Below are 21,635 nucleotides of genomic sequence, written 5' to 3'. Positions count from 1 at the left end.
GCGTCAGCCTGGCTGGCGCGCGCCTCTCGCTGTCTCAGTGCTGGAGCGGGAAGCCGCCGCCGATGCCCTTCCAGGCCAGCGTGTACATCAGGCCGATGGCCTCGTCCTTGGGGATCGCGCGCTCGCCGTCCAGCCAGTACCGCGCGGTCACCTGGCTCAGTCCGACCAAGCCCACCGCGACCAGTTTCGCCTGGTCGGCGGTGAGGCCGGCATCGGCGACCACCACCTCGGCGATGATGTCGACGCAGGAGGCGGTCGCCCGGTCCACCGCGTCCTGCACGGCGGGCTCGCGGCGCAGGTCGGACTCGAAGACCAGCCGGAACGCCTGGCCCTCGCCGTCGACGAACTCGAAGTAGGCGGCCACCGCGGCGTGCACCCGCAGCTTGTTGTCCGTGGTGGACTCGATGGCCCCGCGGACCCGCTGCACCAGTGCGTCGGTGTGCGTCTCCAGCAGTGCCAGGTACAGCTCCAGCTTGCCGGGGAAGTGCTGGTAGAGCACTGGTTTGCTGACCCCGGCGCGCTCGGCGATCTCGTCCATGGCCGCCGCGTGATAGCCGTTGGCCACGAACACGTCCTGGGCCGCGGCCAGCAGCTGGGCGCGTCGCGCGGTACGCGGCAGTCGTACGCCGCGCACGACCTGGTCGGTGCCTGGTTGCGCCGTGTCGGTCATGCTGCCCTCCACACCCTGGTGCTCGTTCCGCACGAACCTTACTCGCAAGTAGACCCGGGTTGGGCAAGCCTTTCCCACTCAGGCGTCTCTCAGGTCGATCACGCATCCTGGACGGATGACCGAACCGTCCCTGCGGACGGCCGGTGGCGCGGGCCTGGCCCCCCTGAGCCGCGCGCCGCTGTCCGTCTCCCCGCTGCCGGAACCCGACTTCACCCGTAAGCCCTGGCCAGGGCAGGTGCGAAGTTCCGGCGGGGTGCGGCTGCACGTGCGCGAGACCCCGGGACCTGCCGAGGAGACGGCGGTGTACATCCACGGCCTCGGCGGCTCGTCCACGAACTGGACCGACCTGGCCGACCTGCTCTCCGGCCGGATGAACGGCCTGGCCCTGGACGCGCCGGGATTCGGCCGGAGCGAGCCGCTGGCCGGGCACGACTACTCGGTGCGGGCCACCGCGGCCCTGATGACCAGGTTCATCGAGGGCCTGGACCGCGGCCCGGTGCACCTGTTCGGCAACTCCCTCGGCGGCGTGGTCTCGCTGCTGGTCGCGGCCGAGCGGCCGGACCTGGTGCGCACGCTGACCCTGGTCTCCCCGGCCGTGCCGGACCTGCGGCCGGACCCGCGCCGGTTCTCCGACCCGCGGTTCTTCCTGGCCCTGCTGCCGCTGGTCGGCCGCCGGGTGCGCAGGCAGCTGGCCGAGGTCACCCCACGTCAGCGGGCCGAACAGCTGGTCCGGCTCTGCTTCGCCCAGCCCGAATTGGTGCCGGAGCACCGGATGGCCGAGGCCGAGGCGGAGTACCTGGAACGCAGGCAGATGCGCTGGGCTGGGGAGGCGCTGGGCCGGACCACCATGGGCTTGTTCCGGGCCTGGCTGGAGTTCTCCCAGGGCTCGCTGTGGCGGCTGCTGCCGAAGGTGAGCGCGCCCACCACGGTGATCTGGGGCACGGAGGACCGGCTGGTCAGCGTGGGCAAGGCGCCGCGCACGGCCCGGCTGCTGCCCAGCGCCCGGCTGCTGGTGCTGCCGCGCACCGGGCATGTGGCCCAGATGGAGAAGCCGCTGACCGTGGCCAGGGCCAGCCTGGGCATGATCGAGGCCGTGGACCGCGGGGAGTGGTGATGGTCGAACTGGAGCTGACCGGGCTGGCCGGGCCGGGATCCGGCGGGCACTCGGCGGCCGAGATCAGCGAGAACGTCGAGGGCACGCTGCGATTGCTGGCCGACGGGCGCGAGCTGTACGCCGAGCAGGATTTCCCGGTGGTCAAGCTGGCCGGTGCGCTGCGCCGCTGGCTGGCCGTGCCGGTGGCGGAGCGGGCGAGCTTCAGCTTCGACGACGACTCCTTCGCGATGTCCGAAGGCGTGCTGGTGATCGACCGGGTCCCGGCGGGCTGGCGGTTCGGCTCGGTCTACGCCCCCGGCGAGTTCTCCCCCGTGCTGACCGGCACCGCCGCCGACCAGGTCGTGCTGATCTTCCTGGCCACCCTGCGCCGGGAGTTCGCCCAGCTCCTGGGCCAGGAACTGGAGCAGTACTGCTGACCGGCACTCGTCCGTGAGGCGTGGTGCGTCCGGGCCACGCACGCCTGGTGTGGCAATCTGGGTGCGTGGCCCGGACGACGCAAGGACCCCGTGACGCCGCGACGCGGCGTGGTGGCAACCCCGACGAGGGGCGCTATCAGCGTGGCCAGCGCCGCACCGCGGGCGAGCCGCTGACCGCGTCCTGGCGCCCGGACCCGGACAAGCAGGACACCCCGCCGCCGCGGCGGAAGAAGAGCGGCGTGCTGGGCACCTACGGCTGGCGGATCTACGCCGTGCCGGTGCTGGTCGTGCTCACCGTGCTGGCCCTGATGAACATGAACGACCCGGCCCCGGACAGCGCCGCCCAGCCCGGCGGCAGCACCGGCGCGACCACCACCAGCGGTGGCGAGGAGCCGGAACCCAACATCATGGGCGAGGCGCCCTCCGGCAAGCTCAACGCCGACATCCCCAGCGCCGAACTGCCCGGGATCAAGAACTACAAGGACAAGGGCAGCGGTTCCTGGGAGGTGGTGCGCGGCACCACCGGCGTGGTCGGCAAGGGCGGCAAGCTCTACAAGTACTCGGTGGAGATCGAGAACGGCATCGACGCCTCCACCTACGGCGGCGCCGACGCCTTCGCCAAGACCATCGACGGCACCCTGGATGACCAGCGGAGCTGGATCGGCGGCGGCAACATCCGGCTGCAACGGGTCGATTCCGGCACCGCGGACATCCGGATCAGCCTGACCACCTCCGACACCGCCCGCCGCCCCGACTACTGCAACTTCTCCATCCAGTACGAGGCCTCCTGCTGGAACAACGGCAAGAAACGCCTGGTGATCAACCTGGCCCGCTGGCGCTACGGCGCGGTCGCCTTCGAGAGCGACCTGCTGCTCTACCGCCAGTACGCGATCAACCACGAGATCGGCCACGCCTTCGGCCAGCGGCACAAGCCCTGCGGTGAGAACGGCGCCCTGGCCCCGGTGATGATGCAGCAGTCCTTCGGCACCGCGAACAACTACGTCTGGCAGCTCAACCAGGTCGACGGCGGCGACAAGAACGCGGTGCCCAAGGACGGCAAGGAGTGCAGGCCGAACCCCTGGCCGGTCACCTGATCCGCTGGTCGCGCTGGCTCTTGGTTGATGAGATCGGGTAGGCTGCGTGGTGTGCTGGTCGGTCCGCGGACGCGGCCAGAAGTGAACCGGGGAAAGTGCCCGCCGGATGACGGGACCCCCGGTTTCGCGCTGTCTAGGGCTTGATCGCGGTGACCTCGACCGCGTGCGCGGCGTTGATGAGTTCCCACGGCTCGGTCACCGCGTGCCGGATGGCGGCGATGTAGCTGGATGCCACCCAGTCGGCCACCCACAGCATCGGCTCGTTCTTGTTCCGGTGGTCCACGCGGAGTTCGCTGGGGACCTGGTGGCTGCGGCGGAGACGGTTCAGCACCTTCCGGTCGTGCACATCGCTTCCGGCCCGGCTTTCCACCACCACCTGCCGGACTCCCTCCACGTGGTACAGCCGTGGCAGCAACTCGCACATGAGGCGGCGACGGGCATCCTCTTGCTCGCGATGCGAGGTCGGGGTGGTCACCAGAATCGCGCCGTGCAGGGGGAAATCGGCGATGACCTTGGCGATCTCGGTGCGCCGGGAATCGGACTCGGTGTGGAAGTGCAGCACCGGGACGTTCACCAGGTGCTCGCGCAGGGCCGCGGTGATCGCCGGGTGGTCGGCGGTTGAGCTGAGCACGGCGGCCACAACGTAGAGCCGACCCCCTCCGGGCAGCGCGCTGCCAGCCTCGTCGACGTGAGCGGTGCGCATCAGCCAAGAGTAGCGGGGTGGAGTCAACCGATTACCAATGGTGACTATCCGACGGTAGTCCACCCGGGCTCGCGACCGGTCCACTGGCTGGGAAGTCGTCCCAGGGTGGAAGAAGTGGTGTATCCAGGTCGTTGCACCCACAGGGAGGCCGGGCACCCGACTCCCGTGCACCGGACTAGGAGGAGCGCCCATGTCGGGCTCGACGTTGCCGCCCCTGGTGGAGCCAGCCGCGGAGCTGACCAAGGAAGAGGTCGCCCGGTACAGCCGCCACCTGATCATTCCGGATGTCGGGGTGGACGGGCAGAAACGGCTCAAGAACGCCAAGGTGCTGGTGGTGGGCGCCGGTGGGCTGGGCAGTCCGGCGCTGATGTACCTGGCCGCGGCCGGGGTGGGCACGCTGGGCATTGTCGAGTTCGACGTGGTGGACGAGTCCAACCTGCAGCGGCAGATCATCCACGGGCAGTCCGACATCGACCGGCCCAAGGCCGAGTCGGCGCGGGACGCCATCGCCGAGCTGAACCCTTACGTCAAGGTCAACCTGCACCAGCTGCGGCTGGAGTCGGGCAACGTCCTCGACGTGTTCCGGGACTACGACCTGATCCTGGACGGCACCGACAACTTCGCCACCCGCTACCTGGTCAACGACGCGGCGGTGCTGCTCGGCAAGCCCTACGTGTGGGGCTCGATCTTCCGGTTCGAGGGCCAGGCCAGTGTGTTCTGGGCCAACCCCAGCGACGGCCGGGAGGGGATCCAGTACCGGGACCTCTACCCGGAGCCGCCGCCGCCGGGCATGGTGCCCTCCTGCGCCGAGGGTGGCGTGCTGGGCGTGCTGTGCGCCTCGATCGGGTCGATCATGGTCACCGAGGCGATCAAGCTGATCACCGGCATCGGCGAGACGCTGCTCGGCAGGCTGATGGTCTACGACGCACTGGAGATGACCTACCGGACCATCAAGATCCGCAAGGATCCGCAGGGCGACCCGATCACCGGGCTGATCGACTACGAGGCGTTCTGCGGGGTGGTCTCCGATGAGGCGCAGAACGCGGCCGCGGGCAGCACCATCACGCCGCAGGAGCTGAAGGACAAGATCGACCGGGAGGACAAGTTCCTGCTGGTCGATGTCCGGGAGCAGCACGAGTTCGAGATCGTGCGGATCCCCGGCTCGGTGCTCATCCCCAAGGACCGCATCCTCTCCGGCGCGGCACTGGCCGAACTGCCGCAGGATCGCCAGATCGTGTTGCACTGCAAGTCCGGCGCCCGGTCCGCGGAAGCACTGGCCGCACTGCACCAGGCCGGATTCCGGGACGCGGTACATGTTGGTGGCGGGGTGCTCGCCTGGGCCAGGCAGATCGATCCGAGCCTGCCGACGTACTGACGTTAGGTGATCATGGCGGTGTGGCTTTCCCACTGTGGGTAAACGGGAAGGTCACATCGCCTCCCACACAACTCGCGCGGCAACAGGTAGCGTCCCTGCCGTGACAGCCACCCCGGAACCGCCCCCCGCCCACGTGCGAGCGGCTTTCGGCGCCCGCACCGCGGAACCCGAACTGGTCGGCTCCGGTCCGGCCTGGCTGTGCGGGGACGCGGTGATCCGCCCGGCCATGAATCCCTCCGAGGCGGCCTGGGTCGCGCAGACCCTGGACAACCTGGACGTGGAGAACCTGCGCCTGGCCCGGCCGTTGCGCTCCACCGACGGGCGCTGGGTGGTCTCCGGCTGGTCGGCCACCCGGCATCTGGCCGGACAGCCCGAACCCCGGCACGACGAGGTCGTCTCCGTCTCACTGCGGCTGCACAACGCCACCGCCGGACTGTCCCGCCCGCGATTCCTGGAGGAGCGCAGGGACATCTACGCGCTGGCCGATCGGATGGCCTGGGGCGAGGACGGCGTCCCGCTGCCGCCGGACAAGGGCGGCAGGCTCTTCGGCGCGCTGGCCGGGTCCCGGCGGCCGGTCAAGCTGGACCCGCAGGTGGTGCACGGCGATCTGTTCGGCAACGTGCTCTTCGCAGGCAACGCGCCGCCGGGGATCATGGACTTCAGCCCGTACTGGCGACCGGCCGAATGGGCCGCCGGGGTGGTCGTGGTGGACGCGCTGGCCTGGGGCGGGGCCGACAACGGGCTGCCGCAGCGCTGGTCGCACCTGATCGACTGGCCGCAGGTGCTGTTGCGGGCGTTGCTGTTCCGGCTGGCCGTGCACGCGCTGCACCCGCGCTCCACGGCCCAGTCGCTGACCGGTCTGGACCGCGCCGCCAACGTGCTGCTCGACCTGATCTGAGTCGCAGCTGATCTGAGTCACATCAGCCCCGGCCTCACCGTGCCGACCTGCGGGTTGTGCGGGGGCGTTGGCACAAACGCAACAGGGGGCTATCCGCGGGTTACCGGCTGGACCTAGCGTCGGTGAGGTGACCGCTACCGCCACCGCCACCGCGACCCACTGCCCCTACTGCGCGTTGCAGTGCGGCATGGCGGTCAGCGGGAACGAACAGGCCCCGCGCGTCGACCCCAGGGAGTTCCCCACCAACCGCGGCGGGCTGTGCCAGAAGGGCTGGACCGCCGCCAGCCTGCTCACCACCCCCGGCCGCCTGACCACGCCACTGCTCCGCGAGAACGGCGTGCTGCGCCCGGTGACCTGGGACATCGCCCTCGACTTCGTCGCGGACAAGCTGCGCGCGCTGCGGGCCGAGCACGGGCCGGACTCGGTCGCGGTCTTCGGCGGCGGCGGGCTGACCAATGAGAAGTCCTACCTGCTGGGCAAGTTCGCCCGGCTCGCGCTGGGCACCTCGCAGATCGACTACAACGGCCGGTTCTGCATGTCCTCGGCCGCCGCCGCCGGCAACCGGGCCTTCGGCCTGGACCGCGGGCTGCCGTTCCCGGTCACCGACCTGGACACCGCCGACGCGGTGGTGCTGGTCGGCGGCAACGTGGCCGAAACAATGCCGCCGTTCACCCAGCACCTGCGGCACGCCGCGGACCGGGGCGGGCTGATCGTGATCGACCCCCGGCGTACCGCCACCGCCGAACTGGCCAGCCTGCACCTGCAACCGGCGCCCGGCACCGACCTGTGCCTGGCGCTGGGCCTGCTGCACCTGGCGGTGGCCGACGGGCACTTCGCCGCGGACTACGTGGCCGCGCGCACCACCGGGTTCGAGGCGGCCTGGCGGATGGCCGCGCGCTGGTGGCCGGAGCAGGTGGAGCGGGTCACCGGGGTCAGCGTGGCCGACCAGCGGGCCGCGGTCCGGCTGCTGGCCCAGGCCAACAGCGCCTACGTGCTCACCGGTCGCGGCGCGGAACAGCACGCCAGCGGCGCGGACACGGTCTCGGCCTGGATCAACCTGTGCCTGGCACTCGGCCTGCCCGGGGTCGCGGGTTCCGGCTACGGCTGCCTCACCGGCCAGGGCAACGGGCAGGGCGGGCGCGAGCACGGGCAGAAGGCCGACCAGCTGCCCGGCTACCGGATGATCACCGATCCGGCCGCCCGCGCGCACGTGGCCGGGGTCTGGGGCGTCGACCCGGACGAGCTGCCAGGACCCGGCCGGTCCGCCTACGAGCTGCTCGACGCGCTCGGCCAGCCCGGCGGGCCCAAGGCGATGCTGGTCTTCGGCAGCAACGTGCTGGTCTCCGCGCCGCGCTCGAACCGGATCGCCGAACGCCTGGACGCGCTGGAGTTGCTGGTGGTGGCCGACTTCGTGCTCTCGGAGACCGCGGCCCAGGCGGATGTGGTCTTCCCGGTCACCCAGTGGGCCGAGGAGGACGGCACCATGACCAACCTGGAGGGCAGGGTGTTGTTGCGGCGCAAGGCGCTCACCCCGCCACTGGGAGTGCGCGGGGACCAGGACCTGTTGGCGGAGCTGGCAATCCGGCTCGGCCAGCCGGCCGAACGGTTCCCCACCGAGGCCGAGGCCGCGTTCACCGAACTGCGCGTGGCCAGCAAGGGCGGCGCCGCCGACTACTCCGGCATCGACTACGACCGGCTGCGGGCGGGGGAGGCGCTGTACTGGCCGGTGCCGGACAACGATCACCCCGGCACGCCACGGATGTTCCTGGCGCGCTTCAACACCCCCGACGGCAAGGCCCGGTTCATCCCGGTCGACCACCGCGGTCCGGCCGAGGCGCCCGACGCCGAGTTTCCGTTGTACGCCACCACCGGACGGGTGCTGCAGCACTACCAGTCCGGCGCGCAGACCCGCCTGGTGCCCGAGCTGAACGACGCGGTGCCTGCCATGTTCGTCGAGGTGCATCCGGACACCGCGGCCCGCGCCGGACTTGAGGACAGCTGCTGGGCCAGGGTGATCTCCCGGCGCGGCACGGTCCTCGCGCAGGTGCGCACGGTGCCCAGCCTGCGCACCGACACCGTGTTCCTGCCCTTCCACTTCCCCGGCGACCAGCGCGCCAACCTGATCACCAACCCGGCGCTGGACCCGACCAGCCGGATGCCCGAGTTCAAGGTCTGCGCGGTCCGGCTGGAGGCCCTGTCATGAACGCACGCCGGGTGATCGTCATCGGTTACGGCATGGCCGGGGCCAGGGTGGCCGAGGAGATCCGCCGCCGTGATCCGGCCGGGGAGCGGGTGGCGCTGACCGTGATCGGCGAGGAGCCGGAACCCGCCTACAACCGGGTGCTGCTCTCCAGTGTGCTGGCCGGCTCCCTGGACGCGGCGGCGGTCCGGCTGCACGAGGAGAGCTGGGCCGAGACCCATCACGTCGACCTCCGACCCGGTGTCACGGTGACCGGGATCGACCGGCCGCGCCGGGTGGTGCGGCTGGCCGATGACACCGAACTCCCTTACGACGCAATCGTTCTGGCCACCGGCAGCCGGGCCTGGCTGCCGCCGACCGACGGACTCGTGGACGAGACCGGCGCACCGGCCGAGGGCGTGGTGGCCTTCCGCACGCTGGCCGACTGCGCCCGGATCGTGGCCGCGGCCAAACCCGGCGCGCCGGTCGCGGTGCTCGGCGGCGGCCTGCTCGGCCTGGAGGCGGCCAGGGGACTGGCCGGGCGCGGCAACCTGGTCACCGTGATCCACCCGGTCGGGCACGTGATGGAACGGCAGCTCGACGCCGGGGCCGGCCGGGTGCTGGCGAAAACGTTGGGCGCGCTGGGGATCGAGTTCCGGCTCGGCGTGCTCGCGGCCGGGTACGTGCCCGGCGACGGGCTCAAGCTCGACGACGGCAGCAGCGTGCCCGCCGACCTGGTGGTGGTCTCCGCGGGTGTGCGCGCGGAAACCAGGCTGGCCGAGGCCGCCGGACTCGCCTGCGACCGCGGCGTGCTGGTCGACGATGCCTTGCGCAGCAACGATCCACGCATCCACGCCATCGGCGACTGCGCCAGCCACCCCGGCACCATCAGCGGACTGGTGCAGCCCGCCTGGGAACAGGCCGCGGTGCTGGCCGACCTGCTCACCGGCGCCGATCCGGCCGCCCGCTACCACGGCACCCCGGTGGTCACCCGGCTCAAGGCCCGCGATGTGGACCTGGCCGCGCTCGGCGAGGTGCACTGCGAGGTGGACGCGCCCGGCGCGGAGGTGCTGCGCCTGGAGGACCCGGCCCGCGGCCGCTACGCCAAACTGGTGCTGCGCGAGGACCGGGTGACCGGGGCGATCGTGCTCGGCGCGCCGGACGCGGCGGCCATCATCACCCAGCTCTACGACCGCGGCCTGCCCGCGCCTGCCGACCGGCTCGGCCTGCTGCTGGGCCGCACCGCGCTGGACACGCCCCGGGCGGCCAGTCCGGCCGATCTGCCAGCGGCCGCGGTGGTCTGCCGGTGCAACACGGTGAGCAAGGGCCGGATCGTCACCGCGTGGAAGTCCGGGGCACGCACCCTGGGCGCGGTGGCCAAGGGCACCAGGGCCACCACCGGCTGCGGCGGCTGCACGGACGCGGTCTGCGGCATCCTGGACTGGCTCGGCGCGCAGGATACCGAACCGGCAGAAAGATCCGCCTGATCTCTGGAGTGCGGTTTTTCGTACACCATTCCCTCTGCTATACAAGGAACCAGCCCGCCCATGGCTGATTTCCTCTGGGGGAAAGCATGACAATCATGGGTGACGCACGCCTGGCAGTCAGTCTGCGGGCCGAACAGCTCAACGTCTGGCTCCTGCGCCAGTTCGGTGATGTCCTCGGCGAAATGACCAGACCACTCACCGGCGAGTCCCCGTACCCGTTCTTCGCCGGGGTGCGGGAACGGGCGCCAATGGTGCGCAGCAAGTCCGGGGTCTGGCTGACCGGGCGATACAGCACCGCCAACGCCATCATGCGGGACCGCCGCTTCGGCGTGCGCACGAATGCGGGTGTGTCCTCGGCCGCGGTACTGGCCAAGGCATTGGCCGAGTTGGAGATTGATGAGTTCCTCGGCCTCGACCCGCCCGGCCAGACCCGGATGCGCGCGTTGATGGCGCCCTCGTTCTCGCCGAGTGCCAACAAGATCTACCGGGCCAGGGTGGAGCAGATCGTGCACCGGGTGCTGGACCGGGTGCCCAGCCGCGGCCCGTTCGACGTGGTCACCGACTTCGGCGAGCCCATCCCGCAGGCGGTGATCGCCGACATCATGGGCGCGCCGCCGAAGTACCACGCCCGGCTGGCCCACATCGCCAAGCAGATCGGGCTGCTCACCGATCCGCTGGTGGGCTTCTCCCGGCTGCGGGAGATCCGCAGGCTGATGACCGAGACCAAGGCGATGTTCGGCGAGATGGTCGGGCAGCGCAGGGCCGAGGGCATCGACGAGGCGCCCACCGACATGATCGGCACCCTGCTGCTGGCCTCGACCAAGCAGGAGGTGCCGCTGCGGGAGATCCAGGCGCTGCTGATCGCCACCCTGGTCGCGGGCACCGAGAACACGGTGAGCCTGCTGGGAAACGCCGTGCACAACCTGCTCGAACACCCCGCGCAGTGGGCCCGGCTGGTGGCCGACCCCGCGCTGTCGCTACGCGCGATGGAGGAGACCATGCGCTACGACTCCACCACCCTGTTCACCATGCGCTACCCGCATGAGGACGTGGAGATCGAGAGCTTCCGGCTCAAGGCCAACGATCCGGTGGTGCTGCTCATCGGCGGGGCCAACCACGACCCTGCGGTGTTCGAGGACCCGGAGACCTTCGACATCACCCGGTCCAACGCCGCCGATCACCTGACCTTCGCCGCGGGCCGGTATTTCTGCGTTGGCGCGCCACTGGCCAGGCTGGAGGGCGAGATCGCGTTGCGCGCGCTGGCCGAGCGGATGCCGGGGCTGCGGCGGGCCGGGCATCCGGTGTACCGGACCTCGGTGGGATTCCGTGGACTCAAAGCACTTCCGGCGGCCGCCTGACACCCGCCGAAGGGTGTAACTAGGACGAGTGGACCCGGGCCGAAGATCGCCCCGGGTCCCACTCTCGCGAGCTATTTGGCACTTCAGGCTCCCCTGATATACAGAATTAGTACGCATTTACACCATCCGGGTCAATTTGCGTACGTATTCTTCCGCCGATTGTGACACGTTTTCTGGGGAGCACGTCCAGCGCTGGCGGCTGCCCGGAAAAGGGGAGCCAGATGACTTTCGCGACTGACCTCCGACTCGCCGCCGGCCTGCAGACCGATCGATTCGGGGCCTGGCTGCTACGCCAATTCGGTGATGTGGCCGGTGAACTGACCAGACCGCGCGCCGGTGACTCGCCCTATCCCTACTTCGCCCGGCTGCGCGAGCAGGCTCCGCTGGTGCGCAGTAAAACCGGACTGTGGACCACGGCCCGGCACGGCACCGCCAATACGATCCTGCGCGACCGGCGTTTCGGCGTGCGCGACTCCGGCAACCGCTCCTCGGTCGGGGTGATCGCGACCGCGCTGGACGGGCTGGACCTGGACCCGTTCATGGGCGTGGACCCGCCCGTGCACACCCGGATGCGCAGCCTGATGAACCCGACCTTCTCGCCCAGCGCCAACACGATGTACCGCCCGCGGATCGAGCGGATCGTCACCGAGGTGCTGGACAAGGCGCAGCGGCAAGGCTCCTTCGACCTGGTCCGGGACTTCGCCCAGCCGGTGCCGCTGCTGGTGATCGCCGACGTGCTCGGCGTGCCCGAGCGGTACCGGCAGCGGCTGGGCGAATGCGCGATGCGGGTCGGGCTGGTCACCGACCAGCTCAACGGGGTGGCCAAGATCCGCGAGCTGCGCGCGCTGCTCATCGAGCTGAAGCAGCTGTTCGCGACCCTGCTCCACCAGCGCCGGGCCGAAGGCATCGACGACAAGCCGACCGACATGATCGGCTCCCTGCTGCTGGCCTCGACCAAACAGGAGGTGCCGGACAGCGAGCTGGAGGCACTGCTGGTCACCGCGCTGATCGCGGGGTCGGAGAACTCGGTGAACGTGCTCGGCAATGCGGTCAACTCACTGCTGGACCACCCTGAGCAGTGGGCCCGGCTGATCGAGGACCCGGCCCTGTCCGGCAACGCGCTGGAGGAGACCATGCGGTACGACTCCTCCACGCTGATGGTCCCGCGGATCACCCACCAGGAGGTCGACATCGAGGGGCACGTGCTGCCCGTGGACACCCCGGTGCTGGTGCTGCTCGCCGCGGCCAACCACGATCCTGCGGTGTTCACCGAGCCGGAGCGCTTCGACATCACCAGGGCCAACGCGGCCGAGCACCTCACCTTCACCGCGGGGCGCTACTTCTGCATCGGCGCCCCGCTGTCCAGGGTGGAAGGCGAGATCGCGTTGCGCGCGCTGGTCGAGCGGATGCCGAACCTGCGCCGCACCGGGGAACCGGTCTTCCGCAGGTCAGCGGCCTTCCGTGGGCTGACCGGGCTGCCGGTGGCGGCCTGAGTGGTTGCGCTGTCCGGGTGCGGCCGGGCTGGTCCGCGCGGAGTGAGTCGCACTGACCGACCGGCATCACCCGGCTACCCACCGTATCGTCGGGGACCTGTGCTTGGCGCCGGTGCGCTGCTCGGCGGGAAATACGCGCTGACCTGTGCGCACGTGCGGCCCGGACGCGAGGTCCTGGTCGACCTCATCGGCGTCGGCGGGCGCGCGCCGGCGCTGGAGTACGTTGCGGACCGGGACAGGCTGGCCGAACTGCTCAACCGGCTGGAACAGGTGCGGCGGACCCTGCAGGACGACCAGGACCGGCGTTATGACTGGGTGACCGTCTCCTGTGGACGGTGAGTCGAGGGGAGAACAGTGAGCGAACTGGTGCGATTCGAGCTGGCCGAGGGCGGCGAGGTGACCGTGGAGGTGGAGGAGCAGCCCGGTGTGGTGCGCGCCGCCCGCCCCGGCCAGGTGCTGCAGAAGGCCCGCTCCAGCTTCGAGGCCGCGCTGGGTGAGGTCCAGGTGGCCGCGATGGCCGCGCTGCGCCAGTTCCAGACCCTGGCCCCGGACGAGGTCGAGCTGAAGTTCGGCGTGAAGCTGGACGCCCAGGCAGGCGCGGTGATCGCGCGCACCGGCATGCAGGGCCACTTCGAGGTCAAACTCAAGTGGCAACGCCTGCCAGGCCCGATCGAGGACGTCATCGAGGAGCAGACCCCCGCCAAGGAGAACTAGCCCCACCGGCCGACTTGGGCCAACTCGTACGCCCACTTGGGCCAACTTGGCGTACGAGTTTGGCCAACTCGGCGGGTGGGGGGCCTCACAGGGGGGCGGGCGCCGCAGTGCGGAGGAGTTCGCGGCTGTGTCACACGCGGGAACATCCCGGGTAATCCCGGCTGCCTAACTTCGGCGCGTCCCCGAGAACTGGAGGCCGCCGTGACCACCACCGTTCGCACCCCGCGCCGAGGCTGGATCGACCACTGGGAACCCGAGGACCCCGGCTTCTGGGCACGCACCGGGCGCCGGGTGGCGAACCGGAACCTGGTGTTCTCCATCCTGGCCGAGCACCTGGGCTTCTCCATCTGGCTGCTCTGGAGCGTGGTCACGGTCAGCCTGCCCGCGGCGGGCTTCGCCTTCTCCGTGGACCAGCTGTTCTGGCTGGTCGCGTTGCCGACGCTGCTCGGTTCGCTGCTGCGGCTGCCCTACACCTTCGCGGTGCCGCGCTTCGGCGGCCGGGCCTGGACCGCGGTCAGCGCCACCCTGCTGCTCATCCCCACCGGCCTGCTCGCCTGGTGCGTGTCGGACCCGGCCACGCCGTACTGGATGTTCCTCATCGCCGCGGGTTCGGCGGGCCTTGGCGGCGGCAACTTCGCCTCCTCGATGGCCAACATCTCCTTCTTCTACCCCGAATCCCGCAAGGGCTTCGCGCTCGGGCTCAACGCCGCTGGCGGCAACCTCGGGGTGGCCGTAGTGCAGCTGGCGGTGCCGCTGGTGATCTCCACGGCGACCGGGATCAACCTGGTCTGGGCCGGACTGATGTGGCTGCCGGTGATCATCATCGCGGTGGCCTGCTCCTGGCTGTTCATGGACTCGCTGACCGTGGCCCGCTCCGACTTCCGCTCCTACGCCGCGGCGATCTGGCAGCCGCACACCTGGGTGATGTCCTTCCTCTACATCGGCACCTTCGGCTCCTTCATCGGCTACTCCGCCGCGCTGCCGCTGCTGATCAACCGGACCTTCCCCGAGTCCAAGGCCGGGTACTTCGCCTTCCTCGGCGCGCTGGTCGGCTCGCTGTCCCGGCCGATCGGCGGCGCTCTGGCCGACCGCTGGGGCGGCGGGCGGGTGACGCTGTGGACCTTCGTCGCCATGGGCTTCGGCGTGGCCGGGGTGCTGGCCGGACTGGCCCAGCACAGCTTCCCGCTCTTCCTCGGCGCGTTCCTGTGGCTGTTCATCACCGCAGGCGTGGGCAACGGCTCGACCTACCGGATGATCCCGGCCATCTTCGCCGCCAGGGTCGCCGATCCCGCGCAAGCCAAACGCCAGGCCGCGGCGGTGATCGGCATCGCGGGCGCGGTCGGCGCGCTCGGCGGCTTCCTGATCACCAGGGCGTTCGCGATGTCGTTGACCAGCAGCGGCTCGCTGGCCCCGGCGCTCTACACCTTCCTCGCCTGCTACGCGCTCTGCCTGGCCGTGACCTGGTGGTGCTACCTGCGGCGACGGGTGTTCGCGCTGCGGGTGCCCAGCCTCGCGCACGCGGGAGTGTGACGCACACCGCCCTGACCAGGAGCGGGAGTTTTTCGTAACGCGGGTGCAACACCGGTGACCCGGGTCCGACACGGCCGCTCGTGACGATGGCGGCAGGACCCGGCACCGGCGGATGAGGAGGAAGTGCATGTCTGGCACGCTCGTCGTCGTCGGCAACGGCATGGTCGGCCACCGCCTGGTGCAGGCGGTCCGGGAACGTGATCTGACCGGGGCCTGGCGGATCGTGGTGCTGGCCGAGGAACCGCGCCCTGCCTACGACCGGGTCGCGCTCTCGTCCTATGTGGACAGTTGGGATGAGCTGGCGCTGCGGTTGCCCGGCGCCGAGTTCGACGGCGACGACCTGGTCGAACTGCGCCTGGGTGAGCCGGCGACCGCGCTGGACACCGCGGCCCGCACGGTCACCACCGCCACCGGCGAAGTGCTGGGCTACGACGCGCTGGTGCTGGCCACCGGCTCGGCCCCGTTCGTGCCGCCGGTGCCCGGCCACGACCTGCCCGGCTGCTTCGTCTACCGCACCATCGCCGACCTGGACGAGATCCGGGCCGCGGCCAAGGACGTCGGTTCCGGCGTGGTGGTGGGCGGCGGGCTGCTCGGCCTGGAGGCGGCGAACGTGTTGCGCGGCCTGGGATTGACCACCTCGGTGGTCGAACTGGCTCCGCGGCTGATGCCGGTGCAGGTGGACGAGGGCGGCGGCGCGTTGCTGCGCAGGCAGATCGAGACCCTGGGCATCACCGTCCACTGTGGAGTGTCGGTGCAGTCCGTCGAACCGGGCCTGCGGCTGGCCCTCTCCGACGGCGGTGCGCTGGAGACCGGGTTACTGGTGTTCTCCGCCGGGATCCGGCCGCGGGACCAGCTGGCCCGCGCGGCCGGACTCGGGGTTGGCCAGCGCGGTGGCATTGTGGTCGATTCCGCCTGCCGCACCACAGCTTCGGACGTGTACGCGATCGGCGAGTGCGCCCTCGCGGGCGGTCAGGTCTACGGCCTGGTCGGGCCCGGGTACGCGATGGCCGAGGTGGTCGCGGACCGGTTGCTGGGCGGCGCGGCCGAGTTCACCGGCGCGGACACCGCCACCAAACTCAAACTGCTCGGCGTGGACGTGGCCAGCTTCGGCGACGCGCACGCCACCGCGCCCAACGCCCTGGAGGTCGTGCACAGCGATCCGGTCTCCGGCCGCTACCAGAAACTCGTGGTCTCCGACGACGCCTCCACCCTGCTCGGCGGGGTCCTGGTGGGCGATGCCTCGGCGTACGCGCTGCTGCGCCCGCTGGTCGGCCGCCCGCTGCCCGGCGAACCCGGCGCCCTGCTCGCCGGACCCGGCGCCGGAGCAGGTGTCGGCATCGGCGCGATGCCCGATGACGCCCAGGTCTGCTCCTGTCACGCCGTCACCAAGGCCCAGATCCGGTGTGCCATCACCGAGAACGGCTGCGCGGACGTGCCAGCGCTGAAGTCCTGCACCAAGGCGGGCACCGGCTGCGGCTCCTGCGTGCCCATGCTCAAACAACTGCTCACCGCCTGCGGCGTGGCGCAGTCCACCGCGCTGTGCGAGCACTTCAGCCATTCCAGGGCCGAACTCTTCGAGATCGTGCGCGCCACCGGCGTGCGGACCTTCAGCGAACTCGTCGGCAAGCACGGCACCGGTCGGGGCTGCGACATCTGCAAGCCGGTGGTGGCCTCCATCCTGGCCTCGCTCGGCTCCCGGCACGTGCTCGATGGCGAACAGGCCACCCTGCAGGACACCAACGACCACTTCCTGGCCAACATCCAGCGCAACGGCACCTACTCGGTGGTGCCGCGCATCCCCGGCGGCGAGATCACCCCGGCCAAACTGCTCGTCATCGCCGAGGTGGCCAGGGACTTCGACCTCTACACCAAGATCACCGGCGGCCAGCGGATCGACCTGTTCGGCGCCACCGTGGACCAGTTGCCGCTGATCTGGCGGCGCCTAGTCGACGCGGGCTTCGAGTCCGGGCACGCCTACGGCAAGGCGCTGCGCACGGTGAAGTCCTGCGTCGGCCAGACCTGGTGCCGCTACGGTGTGCAGGACTCGGTCGGCCTGGCGGTGGAACTGGAACTGCGTTACCGCGGCCTGCGCTCCCCGCACAAGATCAAAGCTGGGGTGTCTGGCTGTGCCAGGGAATGCGCCGAGGCCAGGAGCAAGGACTTCGGCGTGATCGCCACCGAGGAGGGCTGGAACCTCTACGTCGGTGGCAACGGCGGCTTCACGCCGAGACACGCCGACCTGCTGGTGTCCGATGTGGACAGAGAGACGCTGATCCGGCTGATCGACCGGTTCCTGATGTTCTACGTGCGCACCGCGGACCGGTTGCAGCGCACCGCGGGCTGGATCGAGGCCATGGACGGCGGCCTGGACCACCTGCGCGCGGTCGTGGTCGAAGACAGCCTTGGCATTGGCGCCGAGCTGGAAACCGCGATGGCACACCATGTCGAAGGTTATGCCGACGAGTGGCGCGGGGTGCTGGAGGACGAGGAGAAGCTGAGCCGCTTCGCCTCCTTCGTCAACGCGCCCGGCACCCCCGATCCGAGCATCTCGTTCCGCAGCGAGCGCGGGCAACCAGTGCCCGTGCAGCTGGGTATACCGGAGGTGACCGCCACATGACCGCAGTCGACGCCTGGGTTCCGGTGTGCCGCTACACCGCCCTGCTGCCCGAACGCGGGGCCGCCGCCCTGCTGCCGGGTGGTGTGCAGGTGGCCCTGTTCCGCACCCACGACGGCCAGGTGCACGCACTGGGCAACATCGATCCGTTCAGCCAGGCGGCGGTGATCTCCCGCGGCATCGTCGGCGACCGGGGCGGCGAGCCGGTGGTGACCTCGCCCATGCACAAGCAACCGTTCGCACTGCGCACCGGCGAATGCCTGGACAGTCCCGCGGTCTCGTTGCCCCGCTACGCGGTGCGGGTGGATTCCGGGACCGTCTACGTGGAGCTGCCGTGAACGGCACACCGTCCGGAATGGACGGTGCGCTGCCCGCCCTCGCCGGGTTCACGGTCGGCCTGACCGCCGCCCGCCGGGCCGAGGAGCTGGCCGCACTGCTGGAACGCCGGGGCGCCACCGTGCTGCACGCCCCAGCGATCCGGATCACCCCGGTGGCCGATGACGCCGACCTGATCGCGGCCACCAGGGACGTGCTGGCCGCGCCGGTGGACGTGGTGGTGGCCACCACCGCGATCGGCTTCCGCGGCTGGCTGGAGGCGGCCGAGGGCTGGGGCCTGGCCCCGGCGCTGCGGCACCAGCTCGGCGGGGCCACCGTGCTCGCCCGCGGCCCCAAGGCCCGCGGCGCGATCCGGGCCGCCGGACTGGTCGAATCCTTCTCCCCGGCCTCGGAATCCAACGCGGATCTGTTGCGGCACCTGCTTTCCACCGGCGTGGCCGGTCGCCGCATCGTGGTGCAGGAACACGGCGCGCCGGTGCCGGAGTTCGTCGACCCACTCCGCGCGGCCGGCGCCGAGGTGGTCCCGGTCCCGGTGTACCGCTGGTCCCGCCCCGCCGATGTGGCCCCGCTGGACCGCCTGCTCGACGCGATCAGCCTCGGCCAGGTCGACGCGCTGGCCTTCACCAGCGCCCCCGCCGCGGCGAACCTGTTGTCCCACGCGGAAACCCGCAACCGCCGCGAAGACCTCCTCGCCGCCCTGCGCACCGATCTGCTGGTCGCCTGCGTCGGCTCCATCACCGCCGCCCCGCTGGTCGCCCTGGGCGTGCCGGTGATCGCCCCCGAGCGCGGCCGCATCGGCGCGCTGGCCCGCCACCTCGGCGCCGAACTCGCCGCCCGCGCGCCCCGCCTGCGGGTGGCCGGCAAAGCCCTCGAACTCCGCGGCCAGGCCGTCGTCGTCGACGGCGAATACCGCCCGGTCGCCCCCGCGCCAATGGCCGTGCTGCGGGCCCTGGTCAGCCGCTGCGGCCGGGTCGCCACCAGGGCCGAACTCCTGGACGCGCTGCCCACCGGCGGCGAGGAACACGCGGTGGAGACCGCGGTCGGCCGCCTGCGCACCGCCCTCGGCGAACCCCGGCTGATCCAGACCGTGGTCAAACGCGGCTACCGGGTCGCCCTGGACACCCCCGCCGGAGCCCTGCGATGAGGCCGCTGGTGCTGGTCGCGCACGGCACCAAGGACCCGGCGGGCGCGCTCACCACCGAGGCCCTGGCCACCGCGGTCGGCCGCGAACTCGATCTCCCGGTCACCGTCGCCTACGCCGACGTCCGCGAGCCCCGGCTCGCCGAGGTGCTGGTGGACCACGCCGTCGTGGTGCCGGCCTTCCTGGCCAGCGGCTACCACGTCCGGGTCGACGTCCCGGCCGAGATCACCCGCAGCGGCCGCCGCCACATCACTCTCACCCCGGCCCTGGGCGCGGCCCCCGAACTCATCGCCGTGGCCGCGTTACGCCTGGTCGAAGCGGGTTGGCGGCCAGGCGACGCGGTGGTCCTGGGCGCGGCGGGCTCCTCCGACGAGGGCGCCCTGGCCGAGGTGCGCACCGCCGCCGCCCTGCTCGCCGACCGCCTCGGCGACGCGGTGACCATCGGCTACGTCACCACCGCCGCACCCGGCCTGGGCACCGCGCTGGAGACGGCCCGCCGCACCGGCCGCCGGGTGTCGGTGGCCTCCTGGCTGCTCGCCCCCGGCCTGTTCCACCAGGCACTGCGGGTGGCCGGGCACGCGGTGGTCGCCGAACCCCTCGGCCCGCACGAGCGGGTGGTGGACCTGATCGTCCGGCGCTACCGGGACGCGATTGTCTGACCCGGCGGCGACAATGACCGCATGGGCCGGGATGTGCCGCTGGCGCGACACCTGTTGCGGGCGCGGGACCTGATCGACAGCAGCTACGCCGAACCCCTCGACATCCCCGCGCTGGCCCGCGCCGCCATGGTCTCCCAGGCCCACTTCAGCCGCACCTTCAAACATGCCTTCGGCGAAACCCCGCACCGCTACCTGCTCACCCGCCGACTGGAACGCGCCCAGGCGTTGCTGCGCAACCGGAAACTCACCGTCACGCAGGTCTGCCTCGCGGTCGGATTCACCAGTCTCGGTTCCTTCAGCACCCAATTCCGCCGATTTGTCGGGGAAAGTCCCAGTTCCTACCGGGAACGGGCGCATCCGGCCTTTCTCCCGGTGCCCGGGTGTTTTGTCCGGATGATGACCAGGCCGAGGGAGTGAGCAGTTTTGGAGAAGCCAGACGGCGGGCCCGCTGCCTACGGTGAGTGCACAGCAAGCGGCTAGCGGAAGGTTTCACATGATCACGGGTGTCGGCATGGTGCACGTCTGGGTTCTGGACCAGGACGAGGCGTACGACTTCTACGTCAACAGGCTGGGCTTCAACCCGCACGGGGACGTGCAGTTCGAGCACATGCGCTGGCTGTCGGTGACCGCGCCCGGCCAGCCGGACCTGCCGATCGCGCTGAACCTGCCACTGCCACCGCTGATGGACGAGGAGACGGTGGCCACCATGCGCAAGCTGATCGCGGCCGGGCGCATGTGCCCAGGCGGGTTCGCCACCAAGGACGTCTGGGCCACCTACCGGGACCTCAAGGCCAAGGGCGTGGAGTTCATCGGCGAGCCCGAAGAGCACGACTACGGCATCGACGTCGGCCTGCGCGACCCCTTCGGCAACCACTGGCGGCTCACCCAGGTCCCGGCCGAATAGGTTTGTAAGTTTTCCTATCGAAACTCTTGTGGTCGGTGGTGCGGGCCGTTTACCGTGACCGCACCGCCGCCGAGTCCCTGCAGACTCGGAGGAAGCCACGTGAGGATTCCTGGTCGAATCGCGGCCACCCTGCTCGCCTGTTTCGCATTGGTCACCGGTTCGGCTCAGGCCGCGCCGGCGGCGCCGGACCTGAATGACCCGCGCATGAAGGACATCGCCATGCAAATCGTGGCCAGCGCGGAGAACTCCACGCTGAACTGGCGGGGCCGGTTCGGCTACATCGAGGACATCAACGACAAACGCGGTTACACCGCGGGCATCATCGGTTTCTGTTCCGGCACCGGGGACATGCTCGAACTGGTCGAGCTGTACAAGAAGCGCAAGCCGGGCAACATCCTGGAGAAGTACCTGCCGGCCCTGCGCAAGGTCAACGGCACGCCCTCGCACGCCGGCCTGGACCCGGCCTACACCGGGGACTGGGCGAGCGCGGCCAAGGACAAGGTCTTCCGGGACGCCCAGGAGTCCGAGCGGGACCGGGTGTATTTCAACCCGGCCATGTCCCAGGCCAGGCGGGACGGGGTGCGGGCGCTCGGTCAGTTCGCCTACTTCGACGCGATCGTCATGCACGGCGACGGCTCGGGGGCGCTCGCCTTCAGTCAGATCCGCGCTCGCGCGCTCGGCCGGGCCAAGCCGCCGTCGCAGGGCGGCAACGAGACCACCTGGCTGAACGCGTTCCTGGACGCGCGGGTGTGGGCGATGAAGCAGGAGCCCGAGCACGCCAACACCAGCCGGGTGGACACCGCCCAGCGGGTCTTCCTGCGCAACGGCAACCTCGACCTGAAGACGCCGCTGAAGTGGAAGGTCTACGGCGACAGCTACGAGATCAGGTAGGCGGGACCGGCCACTGCCCCGGGAATAGTTGACGTGTCAACCTCGTTGACGGGGGCAGT

21 protein-coding genes are annotated in these 21,635 nt (G+C 70.8%); 19 read left to right on the top strand and 2 right to left on the bottom strand.

The window, feature by feature from the left end:
- Positions 1-34: 34 nt before the first annotated feature.
- A complete protein-coding gene (locus ACTOWY_RS34280; RefSeq protein ID WP_441313745.1) occupies positions 35-670 on the bottom strand; it encodes a TetR/AcrR family transcriptional regulator in 636 nt (211 codons plus the stop codon).
- 115 nt (positions 671-785) lie between these two features.
- Here ACTOWY_RS34280 and ACTOWY_RS34275 point away from each other — a divergent pair, with 115 nt between their 5' ends.
- From ACTOWY_RS34275 to ACTOWY_RS34265, 3 genes are all read left to right on the top strand, one after another.
- Complete coding sequence (locus ACTOWY_RS34275; protein WP_441313744.1) at positions 786-1,784, top strand: alpha/beta fold hydrolase; 999 nt, start codon at positions 786-788, stop codon at positions 1,782-1,784.
- Positions 1,784-2,200, top strand: a complete 417-nt coding sequence (locus ACTOWY_RS34270) for a DUF7878 domain-containing protein (RefSeq protein ID WP_441313743.1) — start codon at positions 1,784-1,786, stop codon at positions 2,198-2,200. Before ACTOWY_RS34275 ends, ACTOWY_RS34270 begins: the two co-directional genes overlap by 1 nt.
- Positions 2,201-2,265: 65 nt before the next feature.
- Entirely contained in the window at positions 2,266-3,294 is a 1,029-nt protein-coding gene (locus ACTOWY_RS34265; RefSeq protein ID WP_441313742.1) for a DUF3152 domain-containing protein, read from the top strand.
- 133 nt (positions 3,295-3,427) lie between these two features.
- On the opposite strand, the gene ACTOWY_RS34260 is transcribed toward ACTOWY_RS34265, so the two are convergent.
- Positions 3,428-3,997 carry a hypothetical protein gene (locus ACTOWY_RS34260; RefSeq protein WP_441313741.1) on the bottom strand — a complete coding sequence of 190 codons (570 nt, stop codon included), beginning with the start codon at positions 3,995-3,997 and terminating at the stop codon, positions 3,428-3,430.
- Between the two features lie 190 nt (positions 3,998-4,187).
- Between ACTOWY_RS34260 and moeZ the strand changes: the two genes are divergently transcribed.
- The 16 genes from moeZ (at position 4,188) to ACTOWY_RS34180 (ending at position 21,576) form a co-directional block, all read left to right on the top strand.
- Entirely contained in the window at positions 4,188-5,372 is a 1,185-nt protein-coding gene (moeZ, locus tag ACTOWY_RS34255; RefSeq protein ID WP_441313740.1) for an adenylyltransferase/sulfurtransferase MoeZ, read from the top strand.
- 100 nt (positions 5,373-5,472) lie between these two features.
- Positions 5,473-6,270 carry a TIGR02569 family protein gene (locus ACTOWY_RS34250; protein ID WP_441313739.1) on the top strand — a complete coding sequence of 266 codons (798 nt, stop codon included), beginning with the start codon at positions 5,473-5,475 and terminating at the stop codon, positions 6,268-6,270.
- A 127-nt stretch (positions 6,271-6,397) separates the two neighbouring features.
- Positions 6,398-8,473 carry a molybdopterin oxidoreductase family protein gene (locus tag ACTOWY_RS34245; protein ID WP_441313738.1) on the top strand — a complete coding sequence of 692 codons (2,076 nt, stop codon included), beginning with the start codon at positions 6,398-6,400 and terminating at the stop codon, positions 8,471-8,473.
- Positions 8,470-9,936: an FAD-dependent oxidoreductase gene (locus ACTOWY_RS34240; protein ID WP_441313737.1), complete on the top strand. Its 1,467-nt coding sequence runs from the start codon at positions 8,470-8,472 to the stop codon at positions 9,934-9,936. The genes ACTOWY_RS34245 and ACTOWY_RS34240 overlap by 4 nt, the downstream gene beginning before the upstream one ends.
- 95 nt (positions 9,937-10,031) lie before the next feature.
- Positions 10,032-11,294, top strand: a complete 1,263-nt coding sequence (locus tag ACTOWY_RS34235) for a cytochrome P450 (protein ID WP_441313736.1) — start codon at positions 10,032-10,034, stop codon at positions 11,292-11,294.
- A 221-nt stretch (positions 11,295-11,515) separates the two neighbouring features.
- Positions 11,516-12,787, top strand: coding sequence for a cytochrome P450 (locus tag ACTOWY_RS34230; protein ID WP_441313735.1), 1,272 nt, complete (start codon positions 11,516-11,518; stop codon positions 12,785-12,787).
- Positions 12,788-12,886: 99 nt separating this feature from the next.
- Positions 12,887-13,126, top strand: a complete 240-nt coding sequence (locus ACTOWY_RS34225) for a hypothetical protein (protein ID WP_441313734.1) — start codon at positions 12,887-12,889, stop codon at positions 13,124-13,126.
- A 15-nt stretch (positions 13,127-13,141) separates the two neighbouring features.
- The gene (locus tag ACTOWY_RS34220) at positions 13,142-13,501 is read left to right on the top strand and encodes a CU044_2847 family protein (RefSeq protein WP_441313733.1); all 360 of its coding nucleotides are present in this window, start codon (positions 13,142-13,144) and stop codon (positions 13,499-13,501) included.
- 201 nt (positions 13,502-13,702) lie between these two features.
- The gene (locus tag ACTOWY_RS34215; protein ID WP_441313732.1) at positions 13,703-15,031 is read left to right on the top strand and encodes an MFS transporter; all 1,329 of its coding nucleotides are present in this window, start codon (positions 13,703-13,705) and stop codon (positions 15,029-15,031) included.
- 127 nt (positions 15,032-15,158) lie between these two features.
- Positions 15,159-17,648, top strand: a complete 2,490-nt coding sequence (gene nirB / locus ACTOWY_RS34210) for a nitrite reductase large subunit NirB (protein ID WP_441313731.1) — start codon at positions 15,159-15,161, stop codon at positions 17,646-17,648.
- Positions 17,645-17,983 (top strand): nitrite reductase small subunit NirD, encoded by a 339-nt coding sequence (nirD, locus tag ACTOWY_RS34205; protein WP_441313730.1) that lies wholly within the window; start codon positions 17,645-17,647, stop codon positions 17,981-17,983. The genes nirB and nirD overlap by 4 nt, the downstream gene beginning before the upstream one ends.
- Positions 17,984-18,000: 17 nt before the next feature.
- Entirely contained in the window at positions 18,001-19,125 is a 1,125-nt protein-coding gene (locus tag ACTOWY_RS34200; protein ID WP_441313756.1) for a uroporphyrinogen-III synthase, read from the top strand.
- Positions 19,122-19,781 (top strand): sirohydrochlorin chelatase, encoded by a 660-nt coding sequence (locus tag ACTOWY_RS34195; RefSeq protein WP_441313729.1) that lies wholly within the window; start codon positions 19,122-19,124, stop codon positions 19,779-19,781. Before ACTOWY_RS34200 ends, ACTOWY_RS34195 begins: the two co-directional genes overlap by 4 nt.
- A 21-nt stretch (positions 19,782-19,802) precedes the next feature.
- Entirely contained in the window at positions 19,803-20,198 is a 396-nt protein-coding gene (locus ACTOWY_RS34190) for a helix-turn-helix domain-containing protein (protein ID WP_441313728.1), read from the top strand.
- Positions 20,199-20,274: 76 nt separating this feature from the next.
- Positions 20,275-20,685: a VOC family protein gene (locus tag ACTOWY_RS34185; RefSeq protein WP_441313727.1), complete on the top strand. Its 411-nt coding sequence runs from the start codon at positions 20,275-20,277 to the stop codon at positions 20,683-20,685.
- A gap of 99 nt (positions 20,686-20,784) precedes the next feature.
- A complete protein-coding gene (locus ACTOWY_RS34180; RefSeq protein ID WP_441313726.1) occupies positions 20,785-21,576 on the top strand; it encodes a chitosanase in 792 nt (263 codons plus the stop codon).
- The last annotated feature ends 59 nt before the right edge of the window (positions 21,577-21,635 follow it).

It is taken from the genome of Crossiella sp. CA198, assembly GCF_052078295.1.
Lineage (GTDB): Bacteria > Actinomycetota > Actinomycetes > Mycobacteriales > Pseudonocardiaceae > Crossiella.
Note: the sequence above shows the minus strand (reverse complement) of the source record. Positions and strands in the feature narration are given on the sequence as shown.

What these genes read in the sequence shown, in the direction of transcription:
- nirD (WP_441313730.1), top strand. Translation starts at nt 17,645, where the DNA reads ATGACCGCAGTCGACGCCTGGGTTCCGGTGTGCCGCTACACCGCCCTG.
- ACTOWY_RS34190 (WP_441313728.1), top strand. Translation starts at nt 19,803, where the DNA reads ATGGGCCGGGATGTGCCGCTGGCGCGACACCTGTTGCGGGCGCGGGAC.
- ACTOWY_RS34270 (WP_441313743.1), top strand. Translation starts at nt 1,784, where the DNA reads ATGGTCGAACTGGAGCTGACCGGGCTGGCCGGGCCGGGATCCGGCGGG.
- ACTOWY_RS34235 (WP_441313736.1), top strand. Translation starts at nt 10,032, where the DNA reads ATGGGTGACGCACGCCTGGCAGTCAGTCTGCGGGCCGAACAGCTCAAC.
- ACTOWY_RS34185 (WP_441313727.1), top strand. Translation starts at nt 20,275, where the DNA reads ATGATCACGGGTGTCGGCATGGTGCACGTCTGGGTTCTGGACCAGGAC.
- ACTOWY_RS34230 (WP_441313735.1), top strand. Translation starts at nt 11,516, where the DNA reads ATGACTTTCGCGACTGACCTCCGACTCGCCGCCGGCCTGCAGACCGAT.
- ACTOWY_RS34240 (WP_441313737.1), top strand. Translation starts at nt 8,470, where the DNA reads ATGAACGCACGCCGGGTGATCGTCATCGGTTACGGCATGGCCGGGGCC.
- ACTOWY_RS34195 (WP_441313729.1), top strand. Translation starts at nt 19,122, where the DNA reads ATGAGGCCGCTGGTGCTGGTCGCGCACGGCACCAAGGACCCGGCGGGC.
- ACTOWY_RS34260 (WP_441313741.1), bottom strand. Translation starts at nt 3,997, where the DNA reads ATGCGCACCGCTCACGTCGACGAGGCTGGCAGCGCGCTGCCCGGAGGG.
- ACTOWY_RS34200 (WP_441313756.1), top strand. Translation starts at nt 18,001, where the DNA reads ATGGACGGTGCGCTGCCCGCCCTCGCCGGGTTCACGGTCGGCCTGACC.
- ACTOWY_RS34280 (WP_441313745.1), bottom strand. Translation starts at nt 670, where the DNA reads ATGACCGACACGGCGCAACCAGGCACCGACCAGGTCGTGCGCGGCGTA.
- nirB (WP_441313731.1), top strand. Translation starts at nt 15,159, where the DNA reads ATGTCTGGCACGCTCGTCGTCGTCGGCAACGGCATGGTCGGCCACCGC.
- ACTOWY_RS34275 (WP_441313744.1), top strand. Translation starts at nt 786, where the DNA reads ATGACCGAACCGTCCCTGCGGACGGCCGGTGGCGCGGGCCTGGCCCCC.
- moeZ (WP_441313740.1), top strand. Translation starts at nt 4,188, where the DNA reads ATGTCGGGCTCGACGTTGCCGCCCCTGGTGGAGCCAGCCGCGGAGCTG.